General features: G+C 62.3%; 16 protein-coding genes. 6 read left to right on the top strand and 10 right to left on the bottom strand.

Annotation, left to right across the window (positions count from 1 at the left end):
* Positions 1-591: 591 nt before the first annotated feature.
* The 6 genes from rlmN to VMH22_05865 form a co-directional block, all read right to left on the bottom strand.
* Positions 592-1,707 carry a 23S rRNA (adenine(2503)-C(2))-methyltransferase RlmN gene (gene rlmN / locus VMH22_05890; protein ID HTW91223.1) on the bottom strand — a complete coding sequence of 372 codons (1,116 nt, stop codon included), beginning with the start codon at positions 1,705-1,707 and terminating at the stop codon, positions 592-594.
* A gap of 240 nt (positions 1,708-1,947) precedes the next feature.
* A complete protein-coding gene (locus VMH22_05885; GenBank protein HTW91222.1) occupies positions 1,948-3,153 on the bottom strand; it encodes an FtsW/RodA/SpoVE family cell cycle protein in 1,206 nt (401 codons plus the stop codon).
* Positions 3,154-4,935: a penicillin-binding protein 2 gene (gene mrdA / locus VMH22_05880; GenBank protein HTW91221.1), complete on the bottom strand. Its 1,782-nt coding sequence runs from the start codon at positions 4,933-4,935 to the stop codon at positions 3,154-3,156.
* Positions 4,920-5,366 (bottom strand): hypothetical protein, encoded by a 447-nt coding sequence (locus tag VMH22_05875; protein ID HTW91220.1) that lies wholly within the window; start codon positions 5,364-5,366, stop codon positions 4,920-4,922. Before VMH22_05875 ends, mrdA begins: the two co-directional genes overlap by 16 nt.
* Positions 5,366-6,205 carry a rod shape-determining protein MreC gene (mreC, locus tag VMH22_05870; GenBank protein HTW91219.1) on the bottom strand — a complete coding sequence of 280 codons (840 nt, stop codon included), beginning with the start codon at positions 6,203-6,205 and terminating at the stop codon, positions 5,366-5,368. The genes VMH22_05875 and mreC overlap by 1 nt, the downstream gene beginning before the upstream one ends.
* A gap of 73 nt (positions 6,206-6,278) precedes the next feature.
* Entirely contained in the window at positions 6,279-7,322 is a 1,044-nt protein-coding gene (locus VMH22_05865; GenBank protein HTW91218.1) for a rod shape-determining protein, read from the bottom strand.
* 196 nt (positions 7,323-7,518) lie between these two features.
* Here VMH22_05865 and VMH22_05860 point away from each other — a divergent pair, with 196 nt between their 5' ends.
* From VMH22_05860 to VMH22_05845, 4 genes are read left to right on the top strand one after another with little or no spacing between them, the layout of a single operon-like run.
* On the top strand, positions 7,519-8,349 hold the full coding sequence (locus VMH22_05860) for a tRNA (adenine-N1)-methyltransferase (GenBank protein ID HTW91217.1): 831 nt from the start codon (positions 7,519-7,521) through the stop codon (positions 8,347-8,349).
* Positions 8,336-9,160: a cobalamin-binding protein gene (locus VMH22_05855; GenBank protein ID HTW91216.1), complete on the top strand. Its 825-nt coding sequence runs from the start codon at positions 8,336-8,338 to the stop codon at positions 9,158-9,160. The genes VMH22_05860 and VMH22_05855 overlap by 14 nt, the downstream gene beginning before the upstream one ends.
* Before the next feature lie 3 nt (positions 9,161-9,163).
* Positions 9,164-10,111, top strand: a complete 948-nt coding sequence (locus tag VMH22_05850) for an iron ABC transporter permease (GenBank protein HTW91215.1) — start codon at positions 9,164-9,166, stop codon at positions 10,109-10,111.
* The gene (locus tag VMH22_05845) at positions 10,108-10,893 is read left to right on the top strand and encodes an ABC transporter ATP-binding protein (GenBank protein ID HTW91214.1); all 786 of its coding nucleotides are present in this window, start codon (positions 10,108-10,110) and stop codon (positions 10,891-10,893) included. Before VMH22_05850 ends, VMH22_05845 begins: the two co-directional genes overlap by 4 nt.
* Positions 10,894-10,962: 69 nt before the next feature.
* Here VMH22_05845 and VMH22_05840 read toward each other — a convergent pair whose 3' ends face one another.
* Genes VMH22_05840 through glyA form a run of 3 tightly spaced genes read right to left on the bottom strand, consistent with a single transcriptional unit; the run spans position 10,963 to position 13,802 of the window.
* Entirely contained in the window at positions 10,963-11,244 is a 282-nt protein-coding gene (locus VMH22_05840) for a hypothetical protein (GenBank protein HTW91213.1), read from the bottom strand.
* Positions 11,241-12,521: a phosphopyruvate hydratase gene (gene eno, locus VMH22_05835; protein ID HTW91212.1), complete on the bottom strand. Its 1,281-nt coding sequence runs from the start codon at positions 12,519-12,521 to the stop codon at positions 11,241-11,243. Before eno ends, VMH22_05840 begins: the two co-directional genes overlap by 4 nt.
* 3 nt (positions 12,522-12,524) lie before the next feature.
* A complete protein-coding gene (gene glyA / locus VMH22_05830; GenBank protein HTW91211.1) occupies positions 12,525-13,802 on the bottom strand; it encodes a serine hydroxymethyltransferase in 1,278 nt (425 codons plus the stop codon).
* Positions 13,803-14,160: 358 nt separating this feature from the next.
* Here glyA and mazG point away from each other — a divergent pair, with 358 nt between their 5' ends.
* Positions 14,161-14,982, top strand: coding sequence for a nucleoside triphosphate pyrophosphohydrolase (gene mazG, locus VMH22_05825; protein ID HTW91210.1), 822 nt, complete (start codon positions 14,161-14,163; stop codon positions 14,980-14,982).
* Positions 14,983-15,096: 114 nt separating this feature from the next.
* On the opposite strand, the gene VMH22_05820 is transcribed toward mazG, so the two are convergent.
* Positions 15,097-15,315: a zinc ribbon domain-containing protein gene (locus tag VMH22_05820; GenBank protein ID HTW91209.1), complete on the bottom strand. Its 219-nt coding sequence runs from the start codon at positions 15,313-15,315 to the stop codon at positions 15,097-15,099.
* 229 nt (positions 15,316-15,544) lie between these two features.
* Here VMH22_05820 and VMH22_05815 point away from each other — a divergent pair, with 229 nt between their 5' ends.
* Positions 15,545-16,678: a hypothetical protein gene (locus tag VMH22_05815; GenBank protein ID HTW91208.1), complete on the top strand. Its 1,134-nt coding sequence runs from the start codon at positions 15,545-15,547 to the stop codon at positions 16,676-16,678.
* Positions 16,679-17,217 lie beyond the last annotated feature (539 nt).

Below are 17,217 nucleotides of genomic sequence, written 5' to 3'. Positions count from 1 at the left end.
CCCGGAGAATAATCTCCGGAATAGCCGGGGGGATGGGATAGGGGAGATTCATGAATGCCCAATAACTTATTACCAATGACCAACTTAGGAGATGCGGAGGCCGGATTTGCTGGGGACTTATAAGAAACTGGCCGCGTTCCGTTGCACGCGAATCTGTGTAATCTGCGAAATCTGTGGATTTCCTCTCCGTCCGTTCCGGGCCATCTGCGACATCTGCGTAATCTGCGGTTACTCGTCCTTTCGTCCATCGTCTCTTCGTCCATCGTCAATTCTGCATTCTGGTCTCAGGTTTCTGGATTCTGCTCTATCCGAATCCTGAATGCGCGTCATCTGCGGTTAGTGCTCTCCGGGTCGGACTTGGGACACGATCCCAATTCCTCGGCGGAATTGGGTCATGTCCCCGTCCTTGGCGGTTTTCACATCTGCGACATCTGCGTAATCTGCGGTTACCCGTTCTTTCGTCCATCGTCAATTCTGCATTCTGGTCTCTGGTTTCTGGATTCTGCTCTCTCCGAATCCCGAACATGCGTCGTCCGTGTAGTCCGCGTAATCGGTGGATGATCTCGGGCCCGGCCGGCCGGGTCGGGTCTGCTACTCGGTCAGGCCGGCAAGTTGGCCGCAGCCGGCGAGGATGCGCGCGCCTTTGCTGCGGCGGACCGTGACCGCAGGGACGAGCGGCCAGAGTTTCCTGGCAAAGGCGTCTATCGACTGCTCCGAGGGAGCTTTGAGGTCGCAGCCCGGGAAGGGGTTGAGCGGGATGAGGTTGACCTTGCAGGGGATGCCTTTGAGCAGGGCGGCGAGTTGCTTCACGTCTCTGTCGCGGTTGTTGATGCCGTCTACGAGCACGTACTCGAAGGTGACACGTTTGCCCTTGGCCGCGACGTACTCGCCAATGGCGGCCATGATTTCTTTGAGCGGATGGAGCTTGTTGACCGGCATGAGTTTCGAACGGGTCTCGTCGTCTGAGGCGTTGAGGGAGAGGGCGAGGCGAAACTGCTGCGGCAGTTTGGCGAAGGCCCTGATGCCATCCGGGATGCCTGACGTGGAGATGGTGATGCGGCGTGCGCCGATGCTCAGGCCGTTTTCCGCGTTGATGGTTCTTGCAGCCTCGATGGTTGCTTCGAAGTTGAGGAACGGTTCGCCCATGCCCATGAAGACGACGTTAGAAATGGGGTTAGGGGCGAGGGGCGAGGGGCTAGGGGAGGAATTGGCGAATGGCGAATGACGAATGGCGAATGGCCGGACTGCGAGGACTTGGCCGGCGATTTCGTGCCAGGCGAGGTTGCGTGTGAAGCCGAGCGTGCCGGTGAAGCAGAAGGAGCAGCCGAGTCGGCAGCCGACCTGTGTGGAGACGCAGACGGTCTTGCGGCCGGGGGCGGGGGTCGGGGATCGAGGCGTAAGGACGAGGGGAGGAATTTCAGGAATGAAGACGGATTCGATGACGTTACCGTCGAAGAGTTTGAAGGTGAACTTGGTGGTCCCGTCCGCGTCGTCCAGTGTCCGGAGTAGTTCGAGCCGACCGATTGTGTAGCGTTCAGCGAGCAGTGCCCGACGTTCCTTGCTCAGGTTGGTCATCGCGGCGATGTCATCCACACCTTTCTGCCAGAGCCATGTGAAGATCTGAGCCGCAGTGTAGCGGGGCCAGCTCAATTCCGCGCAGAGCGCCTGTAGTTGCGCGATGGTAAGGGCGCGTAGGTCCTGCGTCACAATTCCCAAGTCCTAATTCCTAATTCCCAATCAAGTCCCAATTGCGGAGAATGCCTAATTGTCCATCGGGTATGGGTCATTCGAGAATCAATCGTGATCGAGCTTCGGGCTTCGAGTTTGCCTCGTTTGATTCCGAGGCGAGATCTAAGATGTGAGCTGTCAGACCGTGGCCGAAGTCAGAAGGCAGAAGTGAAGATTGGCGAGTGAGAATCTGTGTAATCTGCGGAATCTGTGGATGTTTCATTCGGGCCTCGATACGACATTAAGCACCAGGCCGACCATGAGGAAGTTGAGCAGCAGGGATGAGCCGCCGTAGCTGATAAACGGCAGGGTGATGCCGGTGATGGGCAGTATCCCGAGCAGCATGCCGATGTTGACGAACATCTGGTAGCCGATGGTTGCCGCGAAGCCGACGCAGAGCAGGGAGCCGGTCGAATCATGGGACTGCCGGGCGGCCAGCAGCATCCGGCGCAGGAGCCAGAAGAAGAGGCCGAGCAGGACCAGGCAGCCGACAAGCCCGAACTCTTCGCCGAGTGATGAGAAGACAAAGTCGGTATGGCGGTTGGGCAGGAAGCCGAGCCGTTTCTGGCTGCCGTGGAGGAAGCCTTTGCCCATCAGCCGGCCGGAGCCGATGGCGATTTGCGACTGGATGGCGTTCCAACTGATGCCGTGCGGGTCGAGCCACGGCGCGAGGAAGCTCATGATACGGTCGCGCTGGTAGCCTTTGAGCGAGGAGAGCACGACCGGTGAAAGCAGGCCGAAGCCCGCGCTCACTGCCAGGCCGATGAGCGCGTTCTTGACGCCCGAGCGGACGAGCAGAATGACTGCCAGCACCAGGAAGAACGGTATCCAGGTGTAGAGCGAGAACCCGGCCGCGAATGAGAGGGCAGGCGTGAAGAGCAGCAGGATGTGGAGGGGTCTCATGCCTTGCCAGTAGAGCATGGCCGCGAGCAGCGCGGCGAAGATGAGTGCGGTGGAGAGGTCGGGTTCGACCAGCACCAGCAGGGACGGGACGAGAGCTGTGGCCAGCGGCGCGCCGAGGTCGCGGAAGCTGAACTGGATAGTGCGCTTGACGCTCAGGTGCTTCGCCAGCAGCAGGACGGTGGCGAGCTTGGCGAACTCGGAAGGCTGGATGTAGGCCGGGCCGAGCACGAACCAGCGGTGGGAGCCGGGGCCGGTGCCCGCGATTCGGACGGCGATGAGCATCAGCAGTGCAAGGCCGTAGAACGCCTCGGCCAGACCGTAGAGAATGCGTCGGGGTATGAAGAACGCTCCGGCTGCCGCGGCGATGGCAATGGGGACGAAGATGAGCTGCCGCAGGAAGTAGTAGGAGCCGCCTGACGAGTAGATGGCGAGCAGGCCGAACACCGCGAGCAGCATGTTCGCGGCGATGAGCTGCAGATCTAGCTGCCGCATCGAGCCGCGCGACTCGCGTTTCGTAATCATCTATCTGCTGTTCCCGGTGGCCGGTGCGTCTACCGACTCGGTGGGCTTTGCTGTGTCCGGCGGCTGAGGGGAGAAGTACGCCCGGATGAGCTGGCCGGCAATCGGCGCGGACACCACGCCGCCGTGGCCCGCGTTTTCTACGAGCACGGCGAAGACGACCTCGGGCGCATCGGACGGCGCGTATCCGACGAACCACGCGTGGTCCGGTTTGGGCGGGTTCTGGGCGGTACCGGTCTTTCCGGCGATGCCGATTTCCTTGAGCCGGGCCGCGGCCCCGGTTCCCCGTTCGACGACCTTCTCCAGTCCGAGCTTGACGACATCGAGGTCCTGCTGCCGCATTGGCAGCCGATGGGTTTCGGGCGGAGTGGTCCGTATTGCATGGCCGGCCGAATCGACCCGGGCGACGAGATAGGGACGGACCGCCAAGCCGTCGTTTGCGATTGCCGCATACAGTACCGCCATCTGCAGCGGCGTTGCGCTGACCTCCCCCTGGCCGATGGCGAAGTTGAGGACCGAACCCGCTCCCCACTTGTTCTTGCCGTAGCGGTTATCCAGCCAGCGGCGGGTCGGGATGTTGCCCGGCTTCTCGCTTGGAAGGTCGATGCCGGTGACATGGCCGAGACCGACTTCCTGCGCGTAGGAAGTCAGGCTGTCCAGCCCAAGCCGGAGTCCGGCCTGGTAGAAGTAGACGTTGCAGGACTGGGTAATCGCGCCGACAAGGTCGAGGCTGCCGTGGGCGGCGGTGCACTTGTATATGCGGTTGCCGTACTTGTACGAGCCGGCGCAGGGCTGGAACCGCGTGTCGGGGGTGAGCGCACCCTGGCGCAGTGCGCCCAGCGCGACCACCGGTTTCATGGTGCTGCCCGGGGGGTAGGCTGACGTTACGGCCCGGTTGTAGAATGGCTTTGAGGGGTTGGAGATGAGCGAATCCCAGGTTGCCGGGTCAATCGGAGCCATGAAGATGTTGGGGTCGAAATCAGGCTTGGACACGAGGCAGACGATGGCGCCGGTCCGGGTTTCCATGCCGACGATGGCCGCACGGTCGTAGGGGACCAGCAGCGAACAGGCAAGCGCCTGAATCCGGTCGTCAATGGTCAGGATCAGGTCGTGTCCGGGCACATCCGGGTCAGGCCGTTTCTCCGGCAGCGGGCCGATTTCCTGGCCGCGGGCATCCACTTCGGCGTACTCGTAGCCGTCGCTGCCGCGCAGCAAGGACTCGTACTGCGCCTCGATGCCGGCCCTGCCGACGAGGTCGAGCGGGCGCAGCGACGTGTCGCGTCCGATCTCTTCCTCGCTGACTTCGCCGATATGGCCGAGGACGTGGCAGTAGCGATTGGCGGCCGGGTAGTGGCGCACCGGGTCGACGCGAATGTGGACGCCCGGCAAGCGGAAGTTGCTTTCCTCGATGCGGGCGACTTCGTCAATCGATACGTCGCGTTTGACGTTGACCGGCGTGTAGTACATGGCGACCGGCTTGAGTTGCTGGCGCAGGTCTGTTTCAGTCATGTCGAGCAGACGAGCCAGCAGGGGAAGAACCGAGTCAGGGAGTTCGGTCGGGACAACCGTGACCGTAAACGACGGCCGCGTGTCCGCCAGCAGGATTCCGTTCCGGTCGAGGATGCGGCCGCGAGGCGCGGGCAGGACGAGTTTGCGGATTCGGTTGCGGTCGCTCAGGCGGGCGTAGCGGGTGCCCTGCACGACCTGGAGCTGAAACAGGCGCAGGGAGAGAATACCGAGCAGGACCAGCAGGACCTGCGTCAGGCGCGTCAGGCGGTCTGCCATCCGTGATAGAAGAGGCCGCTCAGAGCGAGCTCGGCCAGCGGGGCAAGAGCCAGGGTCAGACCCGATGACACCGCCAGGGCAGCCAGTCCGGGCAGGCCCGGACCAATCGCCGCAACCGCGACCCACTTCAGAACAAGGGCCATGGCCACGAACAGGAGCGTAGCCCATCGTGCCCGGTAGAAGAGTGCACGCAGTAGCGAAACGCCATAGCCCGTTGCCGCCAGTGTCACCAGGTGCGTGCCGGTGAATGCCGGGTTGGTCATGTCGAGACAGAGCCCGACAAGTCCGCCGACCAGCGTGGAGGTGAATCGGCTCTCGTGCAGCGAAACGACGATCAGGGCGAGCAGCACCAGGTCCGGCCACCACTGAGTCATGCTCGCCTGTACCAGGAAGAGCAGGTAGATCAGCACGAAAGCGACGAAGGTTCTCATCACTCGCCGGATTGGTCCGGGATGCTGACCTCAGGTCGGGATGTGTTCTCCAGCCATCCGGTCCCGGTGTCAGGCAGAGCTCCGGCCGGCAGGGAGATGACGAAGACCTGTTCGATGCGGCTGATGTCGACGAACGGGCGGACCGTCACGGGCTTGAACAGGGCTTCGGGTCGGTCCGGGACAGCGATGACTTCGCCGAGCATCAGCCCTTTCGGGAAGACCGTGCCGAGGCCCGCGGTGACCAGCGTGTCGCCCGGTCTGAAGTCGGATTGCTTGGGCGCATAGTCGAGGACCAGTCCGCCGGCGCGGTCGGGCCGCGCCAGGGCCGGCACGCGGGACCTGCGGTTGAGGACCGCGACCCGGGAATCAGGCGCCAGCAGGGTCTGAACCAGTGACTGGTGTTTCCCGCAGGCGACCACCATGCCGCAGATTCCGTCCGGCGTGATAACCGGGGCGCCGGGCCGGACGCCGTTGAGAGTACCCCGACTGATAGTCAGCCAGTGCTCGAATGTGATGAGGTCCCGGCCGATGACCCGCGCCCGGATGAGCGCCGCGTTGACCGGCGGCGTCGCACCAGCAGCCTGAGAGGCCGATTCGAGGCGGGCATTCTCCATCGCGAGTTGAGCGGCGAGCCGGGAGAGCCGTTCATTCTCGGCCCTGGTGTCGCGCAGCGACTGGCTCACCGCCGTCCCCAGTCGGAGCGGCGCGAGGACGGCGACCTGAAACGGTTGCGTCACCGCGATGCGCAGGCGGTGGGGAACAATCAGCAGGCCGAGCCCGACGAGTACGACCAGCAGGGCGGCGCGGTCCTGCCAGGCATTGAGGTTAGGCCTGAACAAGGCCTGATCAGCCGCGCGGGGCGACTGCCGTTGTCAGGGCTCGGGCTTCGATCATCGGATCTTCAGGATACCGCTACTTGGCGCGGAGTACGAGTTTCTCGTTGACGCTGATACTCTCCAGAATGCGACCAGCGCCACGGACGACGCTCTCCAAAGGATTCTCGGCGACGAACACCGGCAGGCTTGTCTCTTCCTTGATCAGCAGGTCAATTCCTCTCAGCAGCGAGCCGCCGCCGCACATATAGATGCCGCGGTCGACGATGTCGGCCGCCAGCTCCGGCGGGGTTTTCTCCAGGGCGAGCCGGACCGCATCGACGATCAGCGTTATCGGCTCTTCCAGCGACTCCCGCACCTTGGTACTGGTGATGCGGATGGTCTTGGGTATCCCGGAGACCAGGTCGCGGCCCTTGACCTCCATGGTCTCTTCTTTGCCGGTGGCGTAGGCCGACCCGATGGCAATCTTCACCGCCTCCGAAGTCTGGTCGCCGATGATGAGGTTGTAGTTCTTCTTTATGTAGTTGACTATGGCATCATCCATCTCGTCACCGGCCACGCGGACCGAGGCCGCGTTCACGACTCCGGAGAGCGCGACGACCGCAATCTCGGTGGTGCCGCCACCGATGTCGATAATCATGTTTCCGGTCGGCGCTTCAACCGGCAGGCCGACGCCGATGGCGGCGGCGATGGGCTCCGACACGAGGTAGATCTCGCGAGCGCCGGACGCCTCGACCGAATCGCGTACGGCGCGTTTCTCTACCTCGGTGATACCCGAAGGTACGCAGACGATGACCCGGGGGCGGACGAAGAGCTTCTTGCGCTGGACCATGCCGATGTAGGTCTTCAGCATGATTTCGACGATTCCGAAGTCGGCGATCACGCCGTCCTTCATGGGACGAATCACTCGCATTCCCTCGGGTGTCCGGCCCAGCATCCGTTTGGCCTCGGTACCGACCGCCACTACCTCGTGGGTAATCTCGTCGAATGTCACAATGGACGGCTCGCGCAGCTCGATGCCCTTGCCCTTGACATAAATAAGGGTAGACGAAGTGCCCAGGTCAATCGCGATGTCGTTCGAGAAGCGCTCGGTAATTCCTCTGAAAAAGGAGTTCACAGTCACGCCCAAAGCGTATCCTAAAGCGCCTTTCTGTCAAGCGTAGCGCCGTGAATCGCAGGCACAAAGAGCAAAGAACGAGGGATGAGGCAGGAAGGATGAAGCAATGGAAGCCGGATTCCCTGCTTCAGCCTTTCCTGTTTCAGCCCTGCACTTGCCTCGGTCGCTTGACTTGGCCTGAAGCGAATCTAGAATGGGCACGATGATACAACTCGGCGACAACGTGATTCTCTACCACTCCGACCGCATGAATTACCTGGTCACGGTTCAGGCGAAGGGCAGCTTCTCGACCCACCGGGGTCAGCTCCCATTCGATCAGATTGCCGGCCGGGAGTTCGGCGACTCAGTCCGTACTCATCTCGGGTTCCTCTTCCATCTGCTGAAACCCGGTCTATCGGACCTGGCGATGAAGGTCAGGCGCGCCACCACGATCGTCTATCCCAAGGACGTCGGGGCCATGCTTGTCTCCGCCGCGATATTCCCCGGCGCACGGGTGATTGAAGTTGGATCCGGGTCGGGCGCGCTTACTATATATCTCGCGAACTTCGTCCGGCCCGACGGCAGGGTCTATTCCTACGAACGGCGGCCTGAGTTCAGCGCCAACGCCCGCGCGAACGTCGAGAAATACGGACTCAGCCCGTACTGCGAGTTCTTCGTCAGGGACCCGGAGCAGGAGGGATTCGAGCAGAAGGAAATGGATGCCGTGTTCCTTGATGTGCCCGAACCCTGGACGCTGGTCGCGCCGGCCCACAAGTCCCTCAAGGGTGGACACACGCTCGTATCGATAAGCCCGACGGTAGAGCAGGTACGTAAGACCGTGTCAGCGATGGAGATGCAGGGGTTTGCGAGAATCCACGTCAAAGAGATTCTGGAGCGCGAAATACTGGTACGCACGACCGGAATCAGACCGGCGGATCGGATGGTCGCGCACACGGTGTACCTGATATTCGGGAACAAGGTCAACCAACCGGGACTCGCGAGTGTCGCGATGCCGGAACCGGAAGCCGATCGTCCGCGGCATGAGCCTGAGTAGGTCGCTTCTCCCCATCGCTGTTCTGGTTGCCGCCGGGTGCGGGCACAGACCGGCGGCGGCCTCCGGTTTGAGAGTGGTTTCGCTCGTGCCGAGCGTGACCGAGATTATCTATGCGGTCGGGGCGGGCGGGGTGCTGGTCGGCAACACGAACCAGTGTGATTACCCGGAAGCGGCGAAGGGCGTTTACAAGGTGGGGGACTTCATGACCCCGGATCTGGAGCGGATAGTCGCGCTCAGACCCGGGCTTGTCTTTCTCACTCTGCCCATGCATCAGCAATTGCTGGCCAAGCTCAAGGAGATGAAGCTGCCGGTCTATGTCTCACGGCCGGCCGACATCCCTGCCGCATTCAAGGAGATAGACACGGTTGCCCGACTGCTCGGCCGGAAGGCAGCGGGCGACAGCCTCGTTGCGAGCATGAGGAAGCGGTTCGACTCGATCCCGGCGTTCGCCGACACCCCGCGCGTCTACGTCGAGATCTCCGGCACGCCATTGATGACCGCCGGAGGCGGCACGTTCATCAACGAGTTGCTGGCGCGGGCCGGCGGAAGGAACGTGTTCGGTTCCTCGCTGCAGGAATACCCGGTCGTTGACCCGGAAGCAGTGCTCAAGGCCGACCCTGAGGTCATGCTGCTGCTGCATCCGGACATGAGCGTCAGGGATGTTGCGAGTCGGGTCGGCTGGGGCGGAATTGGCGCGGTCAAACATGGACGTATCTACGACAAGCTCGACGAGGATCTTCTCTTCAGACCGGGACCGCGGGTTGTGGATGGTGTAGTCCTGCTCGCGAAGCTGCTGCATCCCGGGCAGTAAGTCATGCAGAAGCGCCTGCTGCCGGGTTGGGTCGGGATAATCCTGCTGCTGGTCGCGTCAGCGGCTCTTTCAGTCGCGGTCGGCCCGGGCGGCTTCGCCAGGACGAATCTCGGCGCGGTGATGGACCTGCGCCTGCTGCGACTGGCGCTGGGGATCATCGCCGGAGGCGTGCTCGCCGTCGTGGGAGCGTCGCTGCAGGGACTGCTTCAGAACCCTCTGGCCGACCCATTCACGATGGGCGTGGCAAGCGGGGCAGCGTTGGGTGCCAGTCTGACTCTGGTGCTCGGCCGGACGGCCGGTGCGTTCGCCCCGGTCGGCGGTTTTGCCGGGGCGCTGGTGACGATGCTTGTGGTATACGCCCTGGCGCGAGTCCGAGGCCGGGTCACGGTCACCGGTCTGGTCCTTGCCGGTGTCATCATGAGCTTCCTGTTCTCCAGCTTGGTGATGCTGGTGATGATACTGGGCAGACGCACGCTCGGCGAAGCAGTCTATATGATGATGGGACACCTTGGCGTGGTGTTTACCGGCAAGACCGTCTGGCTGTTTGGCGCCGCCGCCGTGCTGGCGGTCGCCGGCTGTGCCTGGTTCTTTTCCATGTCACGGTCCCTCGACATCATGTCGTCCGGCGAGGAGGCGGCGGAAACGCTTGGGGTTGATACCCAGCGCGTCACCAAGACAGTATTCGTCATTTCCTCGGTGCTGGTCGGAGTGGTTGTTTCCTTCACCGGAGCAATCAGCTTTGTCGGTCTGGTCGTCCCGCATCTGGTCAGGATGCTGTTCGGGCCGGCGCACAGACGGGTTCTGCCCGGGTCTTTCGTCGCGGGCGCAGGCATCCTGCTTTTGTCCGATGTGCTCGCCCGCAACATCGTTCCCGGCGGGTTGCCGCTATCCATCGTGACCGCGCTGGTCGGCGTGCCGTTCTTCATCTACCTGCTGAGGAGCCGGCTGTGAACGCGATCGAGCTTTCCGGCCTCGCGTTCGGGTACGGCGAGCGATTGCTGTTCGATGGATTCAACCTTGAGGTCGCGTCGGGTGAGTTTCTCGGCGTCATCGGGCCGAACGGCGCGGGCAAGTCTACGCTGCTCAGACTCGTGTCCGGACTGCTCAGGCCCGCGAGCGGGTCGGTCCGTATTCTAGGCCAGGACCTGGGTGCGTTGGGCCGGCGAGAGGTGGCGCGGACGCTTGGAGTAGTGCTGCAGGAGAACCCATTCGCTTTCGACTACTCCGTTTCGGACGTTGTAATGATGGGCCGGAACCCCTATCTGGGAAGGTTCCAAAGTCCTGGCAGACATGACCGCGAGGCGGTGAACTCTGCGCTGGAATTCGTCGATGCCCTTTTCCTGCGAGACAAGCGCATCAATTCGATATCAGCCGGCGAGCGGCAGCGGGTCGTGCTGGCGCGCGCGCTTGCCCAAGAGCCGGCAATTCTGATGTTGGACGAGGCGACGTCTCACCTCGACATCGCCCACCAGCAACTCATAGCGCGCATCCTGTTGAATCTGAACCGGCAGGGGAAGACGGTGGTCTTCCTTTCACACGACCTGAATCTCGCCGCCCTCTACTGTTCGCGAATCCTGTTGCTCGACCGGGGCAAGGCCGTCGCCTGCGACGTGCCGGAGCGGGTGATTACAATCGAGCTGATTCGCTCCGTCTACGGGGTGGAGCCAATCGTGACCCGGCATCCGGAAAGCGGCCGGCCCCAGATCATGCTGCCGACGGCGAGTGGCGGATAGCGGCCGACCGGTGACAAGAGAGCCGGCTGCCTGAGGCAGCCGGCTCTGCGCAGCTAATCTGCTCCGCGTCTAGTGCGAAGACTGCGAGGAGTCGGGCTTGTCGCCCAGCAGCTTGCGGGCGAGCAGCGAGGCCGAGTCCGGGTTTGCCAGCCAGTTCCGGCGCTGCTGCGCGTCCTGGATGCGGTGCTGCAGTTCGGAGATGTCGGCCCGGATTCTGCGCTCGCGGGCTTTGCGCAACCCGATGCTGATCAGCCCGTTGTGCCCGGCCAGGAACCAGAACGCAAACGCGACGAATACCGCCAGCACCGCCCATCGGACGAGCCGTTGGAGCGGTGACCGGCCGGAGTTCATCGTTTCAGGGTCTGCAGACCGGCGTAGCGAAGAACGTCGTCTTCCTCGATGCGGATGAGCCGGTTGTACTTGGTCACGCGTTCGCTGCGACAGGGCGCGCCGGTCTTGATCTGACCGGAGTTCGCGGCGACCGCGAGGTCGGCGATGAAGTGGTCGCTGGTCTCACCCGAACGGTGGGAGATGACGGTGCGATAGCCGGAGTCGGTCGCGACTTTGACGCAGTCTAGTGTTTCGCTGACGGTGCCGACCTGATTAGGCTTGATCAGGACCGCGTTGGCGATGCCGTCGCGGATGCCCTGGCGCAGCCGATTGGTGTTCGTTACGAAGATGTCGTCACCGACGATCTGGATTCTGCTACCCAGCCGGCTCGTGAGTTTCTTCCAGCCGGCCCGGTCGTTCTGGGCCAGCCCGTCCTCGATGGATATGATCGGGAATTTCTTGATCCAGCTCTCATACAGGTCGATGAGTTCGTCGGAAGACATACTGTGAGGTTTCGGGGCGCGGAAGTGGTACAGGCCCTTGCGGTAGAACTCACTTGATGCGGGGTCGAGCGCGATGAATATCTGGTCGCCGAGGCGGTACCCGGCCTTGGTGACGGCACGCTCGATGTACTCGAGCGGCTCCTCGTGGTCGCGGAACAGCGGAGCAAAGCCGCCCTCATCGCCGACCGACGTTGGCTTTCCGGCATCGTGCAGGAGGTTCTTCAAGTGACGATAGGTCTCGGCTGCGGCGCGCAACGCCTCATGGAATGAGGTGAAGCCGGCCGGCACGATCATGTATTCCTGGATATCGAGGTTGTTTGAGGCGTGAACGCCGCCGTTGATGACGTTCAGGAGCGGGGTCGGCAGCACCATGGTCCCGGCGCCGCCCAGGAAGCGGTAGACGCAGATGCCGGCGGTAATCGACGCCGCGCGGCACACAGCCAGCGAGGTTCCGAGGATCGCATTGGCCCCGAGTTTGCTCTTGTTCGACGTCGGGTCGAGTTCGATCAATGCCTGGTCGATGCGGTACTGGTTGGTGGCAATCATGCCGACCAGCCGGTGCCGGATCGTGGTGTTGACGTTCTTTACTGCTTTGAGCACGCCCTGACCGAGGTAGCGTTTCGGGTCGCCGTCCCGCAGTTCGCAGGCTTCGTATTTACCGGTGGACGCGCCGGACGGTACCGAGGCGCGGCCCATTGTGCCGTCCGAGAGGATGCAGTCGACTTCGACCGTCGGGTTGCCGCGGGAGTCGAGGATTTCGCGGGCCTCGAGGTCGGCGATCAAAGGTGCAGGCATGGCTTACTCCGCGCTCAGCGCCCGGTACTCGGCCCGGCGCTCGGCATAAAGCGGGAAACCCTTGACCAGTTCGGCGACTTCGGCCTTGATCTTGTCGAGCTCGGCTTCGTTGTCGCGGGCAGTGACTGCACGGTCGATGATGCCGGCGATGGTCTTCATCTCCGGTTCCTTCATGCCGCGGGTTGTCAGTGCGGGCGTGCCCAGACGGATGCCGGACGCGATGAACGGCTTCTCCGGGTCATACGGAATCGTGTTCCGATTGACGGTGACGCGGACCTTGCCGAGCACCCGCTCGGCGTCGCGGCCGGTTATCTGCTTGGGCCGGAGGTCGACCATCATCAGGTGATTGTCGGTGCCGCCGGAGACGATGCGGAACCCGCACGCGGTCATCGCCTCGGCCAGGGCCTTGGCATTGGCGAGTACCTGCTTCTGATAGGCCTTGAAATCGTCGGACAGGGCTTCCTTGAACGCGACCGCTTTGGCCGCGATGCAGTGCTCGAGCGGACCGCCCTGGGTGCCGGGGAAGACCATCTTGTCAAGGTCCTCAGCATACTTCTCCTTGCACATCACGATGGCGCCGCGCGGGCCGCGCAGGGTCTTGTGGGTGGTCGTGGAGACAATGTCGGCGTAGGGGACAGGCGAGGGGTGGAGACCGGTAACCACGAGGCCCGCGATGTGAGCGATGTCGGCAAGCTGGGCCGCGCCGACCTCGTCCGCAATCTCCTGGAACTTACCGAAGTCAATCGTGCGCGGGTAGGCGGAGGCGCCGGACACGATGACCCGCGGTTTGTGTTCCAGCGCAAGGGCGCGGATGGCGGCATAGTCGAGCGTCTCGGTCTGTTTGTCGACCATATACGGCACAACCTTGAAATAGCGGCCGGAGAAATTGAGGGGGTGTCCGTGTGAAAGGTGGCCTCCGTGGCTCAGGTTCAAGCCGAGGATGGTGTCGCCCGGCTTGGCCAGGGTCAGGTACGCGGCGATGTTGGCCGACGTGCCGGAGTGGGGCTGGACGTTCGCGTGGTCGCAGCCGAAGAGCTGCTTGACGCGCGCGATGGCCAGGTTCTCGGCAACGTCAACCCACTTGCACCCGCCGTAGTAACGCTTGCCCGGATAGCCTTCGGCGTACTTGTTGGTCAGGACCGAGCCCAGCGCGGCAAGCACGGCCTCGGAACAGAAGTTCTCAGAGGCGATGAGTTCGAGGTTGTTGTGTTCCCGGCTCGTCTCCTTGCTGATTGCTTCGAACACTTCCGGGTCGGTCTTCGCTAACAGGTCAGATTTCATGTCGTGGTCTCCTTGAAACTTGTGCGGACGACAATCACAGACGCTGGCAGGCGGTAGAGCTGGTTGTGTTCCGGTGTCGGCGACGTCGGAGCCGCTAGCATCAATCTAAAAGGTAGCGCCAGGCGCAGAAAAGTCAAGGAGAATGGGGGCATAGGAATGACCAATTGCCAATTACTAATTTCCAACGAATGACTAATGGAGAAGAATCGCAGCGGAGTGCATTATCGTGAGATGCGCTGGCCTTGACATTGGGGCTTTCTGATTTGATTGGGCATTGGGATTTGGGAATTGGGAATTCGCGACGGCTTATCCAATGCTCGCGCGGTTGACCTTGCACCGGGTTCGGCTACACTCGGGCGTGTTTTCCGAACTGATGGAAGTCGTCCGACTGCTCCGGAGGCGCTGTCCATGGGACCGGAAGCAGACCCTGGCCTCGACGCGTCCGCTGGTGCTCAATGAGACCTACGAACTGGATGAGGCAGTGCGCATGCGCGACAAGGCGGCCATCACCGAGGAGCTCGGCGACTACTTCTTCATGGGTCTGTTTCTCGCCGAGGTCGCCGGCAAAGAACTGGGCCTGTCACTTGAGGACTCGCTTGATGGTGTCGTGGCCAAGCTCAAGCAGCGCCATCCGCACATCTACGGCAAGGCGAAGGTGCGCGGCGCGGCCGACGTGCTGGCCAACTGGGAGAAGATCAAGCGGAAGCACAAGCGCGGCGGCATGCTGGCAAGTGTCCCGGTAGCCCTGCCTGCGCTGCGGCAGGCGCAGCTCGTGCAGGAGCGTTGCGGCCGGGTAGGGTTCGACTGGGATAAGCCGGAGCCGGTGCTCGACAAGGTCGAGGAGGAAATCGGCGAGCTACGGCAGGAGCTGGCCCGGCACCGCAAGAGCCGCGCGCGCGAGAAAGAAGAGCTCGGGGACCTGTTGTTTGCGCTGGTGAATCTTGCCCGCCATCTCGACTGCGACGCGGAAGGCACGCTGAAAGACGCCAACGCCAAGTTCCGCAGCCGTTTCCAATGTGTCGAGGAGCACTTCGCGGCCAGGGGCCGGGAACTGAGTCAGGTGAGCCTTGATGAGATGGAGGCGGTATGGCAGCAGGCGAAGACCGCCAGGTCCAAAGTCGGAACTACAAAGGACAAAGCAAGGCCCAAATCAGGAAAGGCAAGAAGCAGGAGAGCCTGAGTCGCCACAACGGCTCCCGCTCAGGTCTGCCCTGCAGTTCTTGCCTTCGGGATTCAAGCCGGGCCTCAAAGGCCCCGGTCGAAAAGTGTCAGCTTCGGACTTCCGCCGCGCGGTCTACTCGTCGTCGAGGTTGATGCTCAGGTCGTCCGAGTCGTCTGAATCTTCGCTTTCCTTCAGATGTTCCTCGTCGACCTCGGTGTCCTCGTCATACGTGCGGGTCGTGTCGACGCTGCCGCAGACGGGGCACTCGGCTTCGAGGTCCTCGTCGTCAGAGTCGGTGTAGATCTCGAACGTGTGGCCACATTCGAGGCACATCAGTTCACGGTTAGCCATTTTGGACTTTCTCCTACAACCTTTTTAGCGGCCAGAATCCGCTTGTCAAGCGCTGCGTCGGCGACGGGAGCAGCAGTACCGGCACGCTAGCTTCCGATCCGCCCGGTATCGCCGGTCTTTCAGCCGCAATCCGCGCTGAGTCCCGGTGGCCGACCTGAAGGATGTGCCACGTGTTTCTCGCCTGCGGCGCACCATTGACAGCCGACGACCGGCGAATATCCTTCTAATCATGACAACCGACGTGGAGTCACCCGCTCCGGCAGGGACGCGCCGGGACAGACTGACGTTTGTCCGAATCGTCGTCCTCCTGCTATTGTACGCGACCGTCGCCGGGTTCGCGGTTTCCGAGTTCATCCGATTCCCTGGTTTGGGTAACGTGAGCTCGGCACTCGGCGGGGAAGATTTCTTCGGGGACATGGTCTACGGCCGCGCTCCGCAGCCCTATGTCACGCGGGTGCTGGTGCCATGGCTGATACGCGGGGCAGTCGTGGTTACGCCTCAGACCGTCCGGGACAGAGTCGCACAGAACGTGCGCGCCACGATGACGACCGAGGGCAAACCGGAATGGCTCTACGGATACCCGTTTGAATTCACCATGGCCAAGAACATCATCCTGCTTTTTGCCGTCGGATTCGCGTTTGCGCTCTGGTGGCTTGCGCGGCTGGTGCTTGACGCGCCTGCCCCGGCAGTGGATGTCATTCCGGTCGCCGTTCTGTTCGCCCTGCCCGGCATGTACGGGCACGCCAGCCATCTCTACGACTTCCCGGCGCTCTGCCTGTTCACGCTGGGACTGGCGCTGATAGCGGCCCGGCGCCGGTGGCTCTACCTTCTGGTATTCGTGGCGGCGACCCTGAACAAGGAGACGGCGCTCATGCTGACGCTCGTGTGGGCGGTGTCGGGAGCGAGCAGGCTCAGTCGCAGGCATTTGATGTCAGGAATCGTACTGCAGCTCGCGGTTTGGGGTTTCATTCGCGGCGGGCTCTGGCTGCTGTTCAGGCACAATCCGGGCGAGGCAGTCGCGCTGCACCTGCCAAGCAACCTTCAGGTTCTCGGCCAGCATGACACCTGGTTCCGGTTCCGTACGGTGGCCGACTGGCTGGTACTGCCCACGGGATTCAACGTGCTCTATCTGCTCGGCTTCCTTACCTCCTTGTACGCGCTCCGCGGTGCCCCACGATTCCTCAAAGACGCGTTCTGGGTGGCGGTTCCTATCTTCCTGCTCACGCTGCTGTTCGGCAAGATAGATGAAGTGCGGGTCTACTACGAACTCCTGCCGGTCGTCGTGCTGGCCCTGTTCAGTGGCCTGTACCGCTTGATGGGCTACGGGCCGCGGTCGCAGTCGTCAGCGTCCGTTACCACTTGAACCGAGCCGCGACGCGTGTCGCAGCTCTCCTCGTACCTCTCCAAGAAGCCCTGCAAGTTGGTCTCAAGGTTACGTGCAGAGTAATCCGGGGAGGAACTCGGACGGGAAACTGGACTGCAAGTCGGCAAGGAACCTGGGATTGAACCCGACTCGTTACCCCGCAAGGAACCGGACAAGGAACTCCACTCGTTGCTCGCGAAGTAGCGGAAGAAGTAGCGGTGGAAGTAGCTGTAGAAGTAACCCGCGTCGTTCCTCGGGAAGTTGCTCCGGTCGTTACCTCGGAAGCTATGCGGATAGCTACGGGGGGAGCATAGGAGGGGTCCGGGCGGAGAGTGTGAATAGTGAATTGAGAATAGAGAAGTTAGGACAGGAATTAACGGTCAGGAGAGTATGCGCTATATTGCAAGCGTGGCGGAAATGCTGTTGAAAGTGAGCGCGGCTAGTGGTTGAGGATGAGTGAGTTAAGTCTGTTTTCTCTGCTGTATTCTCGTGCATGGCTACCTTGCATGAGAAGTCGACCTGCTGTCGAGCGAAGGTGT

Source organism: bacterium, assembly GCA_035505375.1.
Taxonomy (GTDB): domain Bacteria; phylum Hydrothermota; class Tepidihabitantia; order Tepidihabitantales; family Tepidihabitantaceae; genus UBA2258.
Note: the sequence above shows the minus strand (reverse complement) of the source record. Positions and strands in the feature narration are given on the sequence as shown.

What these genes read in the sequence shown, in the direction of transcription:
- eno (HTW91212.1), bottom strand. Translation starts at nt 12,521, where the DNA reads ATGCCTGCACCTTTGATCGCCGACCTCGAGGCCCGCGAAATCCTCGAC.
- VMH22_05875 (HTW91220.1), bottom strand. Translation starts at nt 5,366, where the DNA reads ATGAGAACCTTCGTCGCTTTCGTGCTGATCTACCTGCTCTTCCTGGTA.
- VMH22_05885 (HTW91222.1), bottom strand. Translation starts at nt 3,153, where the DNA reads ATGATTACGAAACGCGAGTCGCGCGGCTCGATGCGGCAGCTAGATCTG.
- glyA (HTW91211.1), bottom strand. Translation starts at nt 13,802, where the DNA reads ATGAAATCTGACCTGTTAGCGAAGACCGACCCGGAAGTGTTCGAAGCA.
- mrdA (HTW91221.1), bottom strand. Translation starts at nt 4,935, where the DNA reads ATGGCAGACCGCCTGACGCGCCTGACGCAGGTCCTGCTGGTCCTGCTC.
- VMH22_05820 (HTW91209.1), bottom strand. Translation starts at nt 15,315, where the DNA reads ATGGCTAACCGTGAACTGATGTGCCTCGAATGTGGCCACACGTTCGAG.
- VMH22_05840 (HTW91213.1), bottom strand. Translation starts at nt 11,244, where the DNA reads ATGAACTCCGGCCGGTCACCGCTCCAACGGCTCGTCCGATGGGCGGTG.
- VMH22_05860 (HTW91217.1), top strand. Translation starts at nt 7,519, where the DNA reads ATGATACAACTCGGCGACAACGTGATTCTCTACCACTCCGACCGCATG.
- VMH22_05850 (HTW91215.1), top strand. Translation starts at nt 9,164, where the DNA reads ATGCAGAAGCGCCTGCTGCCGGGTTGGGTCGGGATAATCCTGCTGCTG.
- VMH22_05855 (HTW91216.1), top strand. Translation starts at nt 8,336, where the DNA reads ATGAGCCTGAGTAGGTCGCTTCTCCCCATCGCTGTTCTGGTTGCCGCC.
- VMH22_05815 (HTW91208.1), top strand. Translation starts at nt 15,545, where the DNA reads ATGACAACCGACGTGGAGTCACCCGCTCCGGCAGGGACGCGCCGGGAC.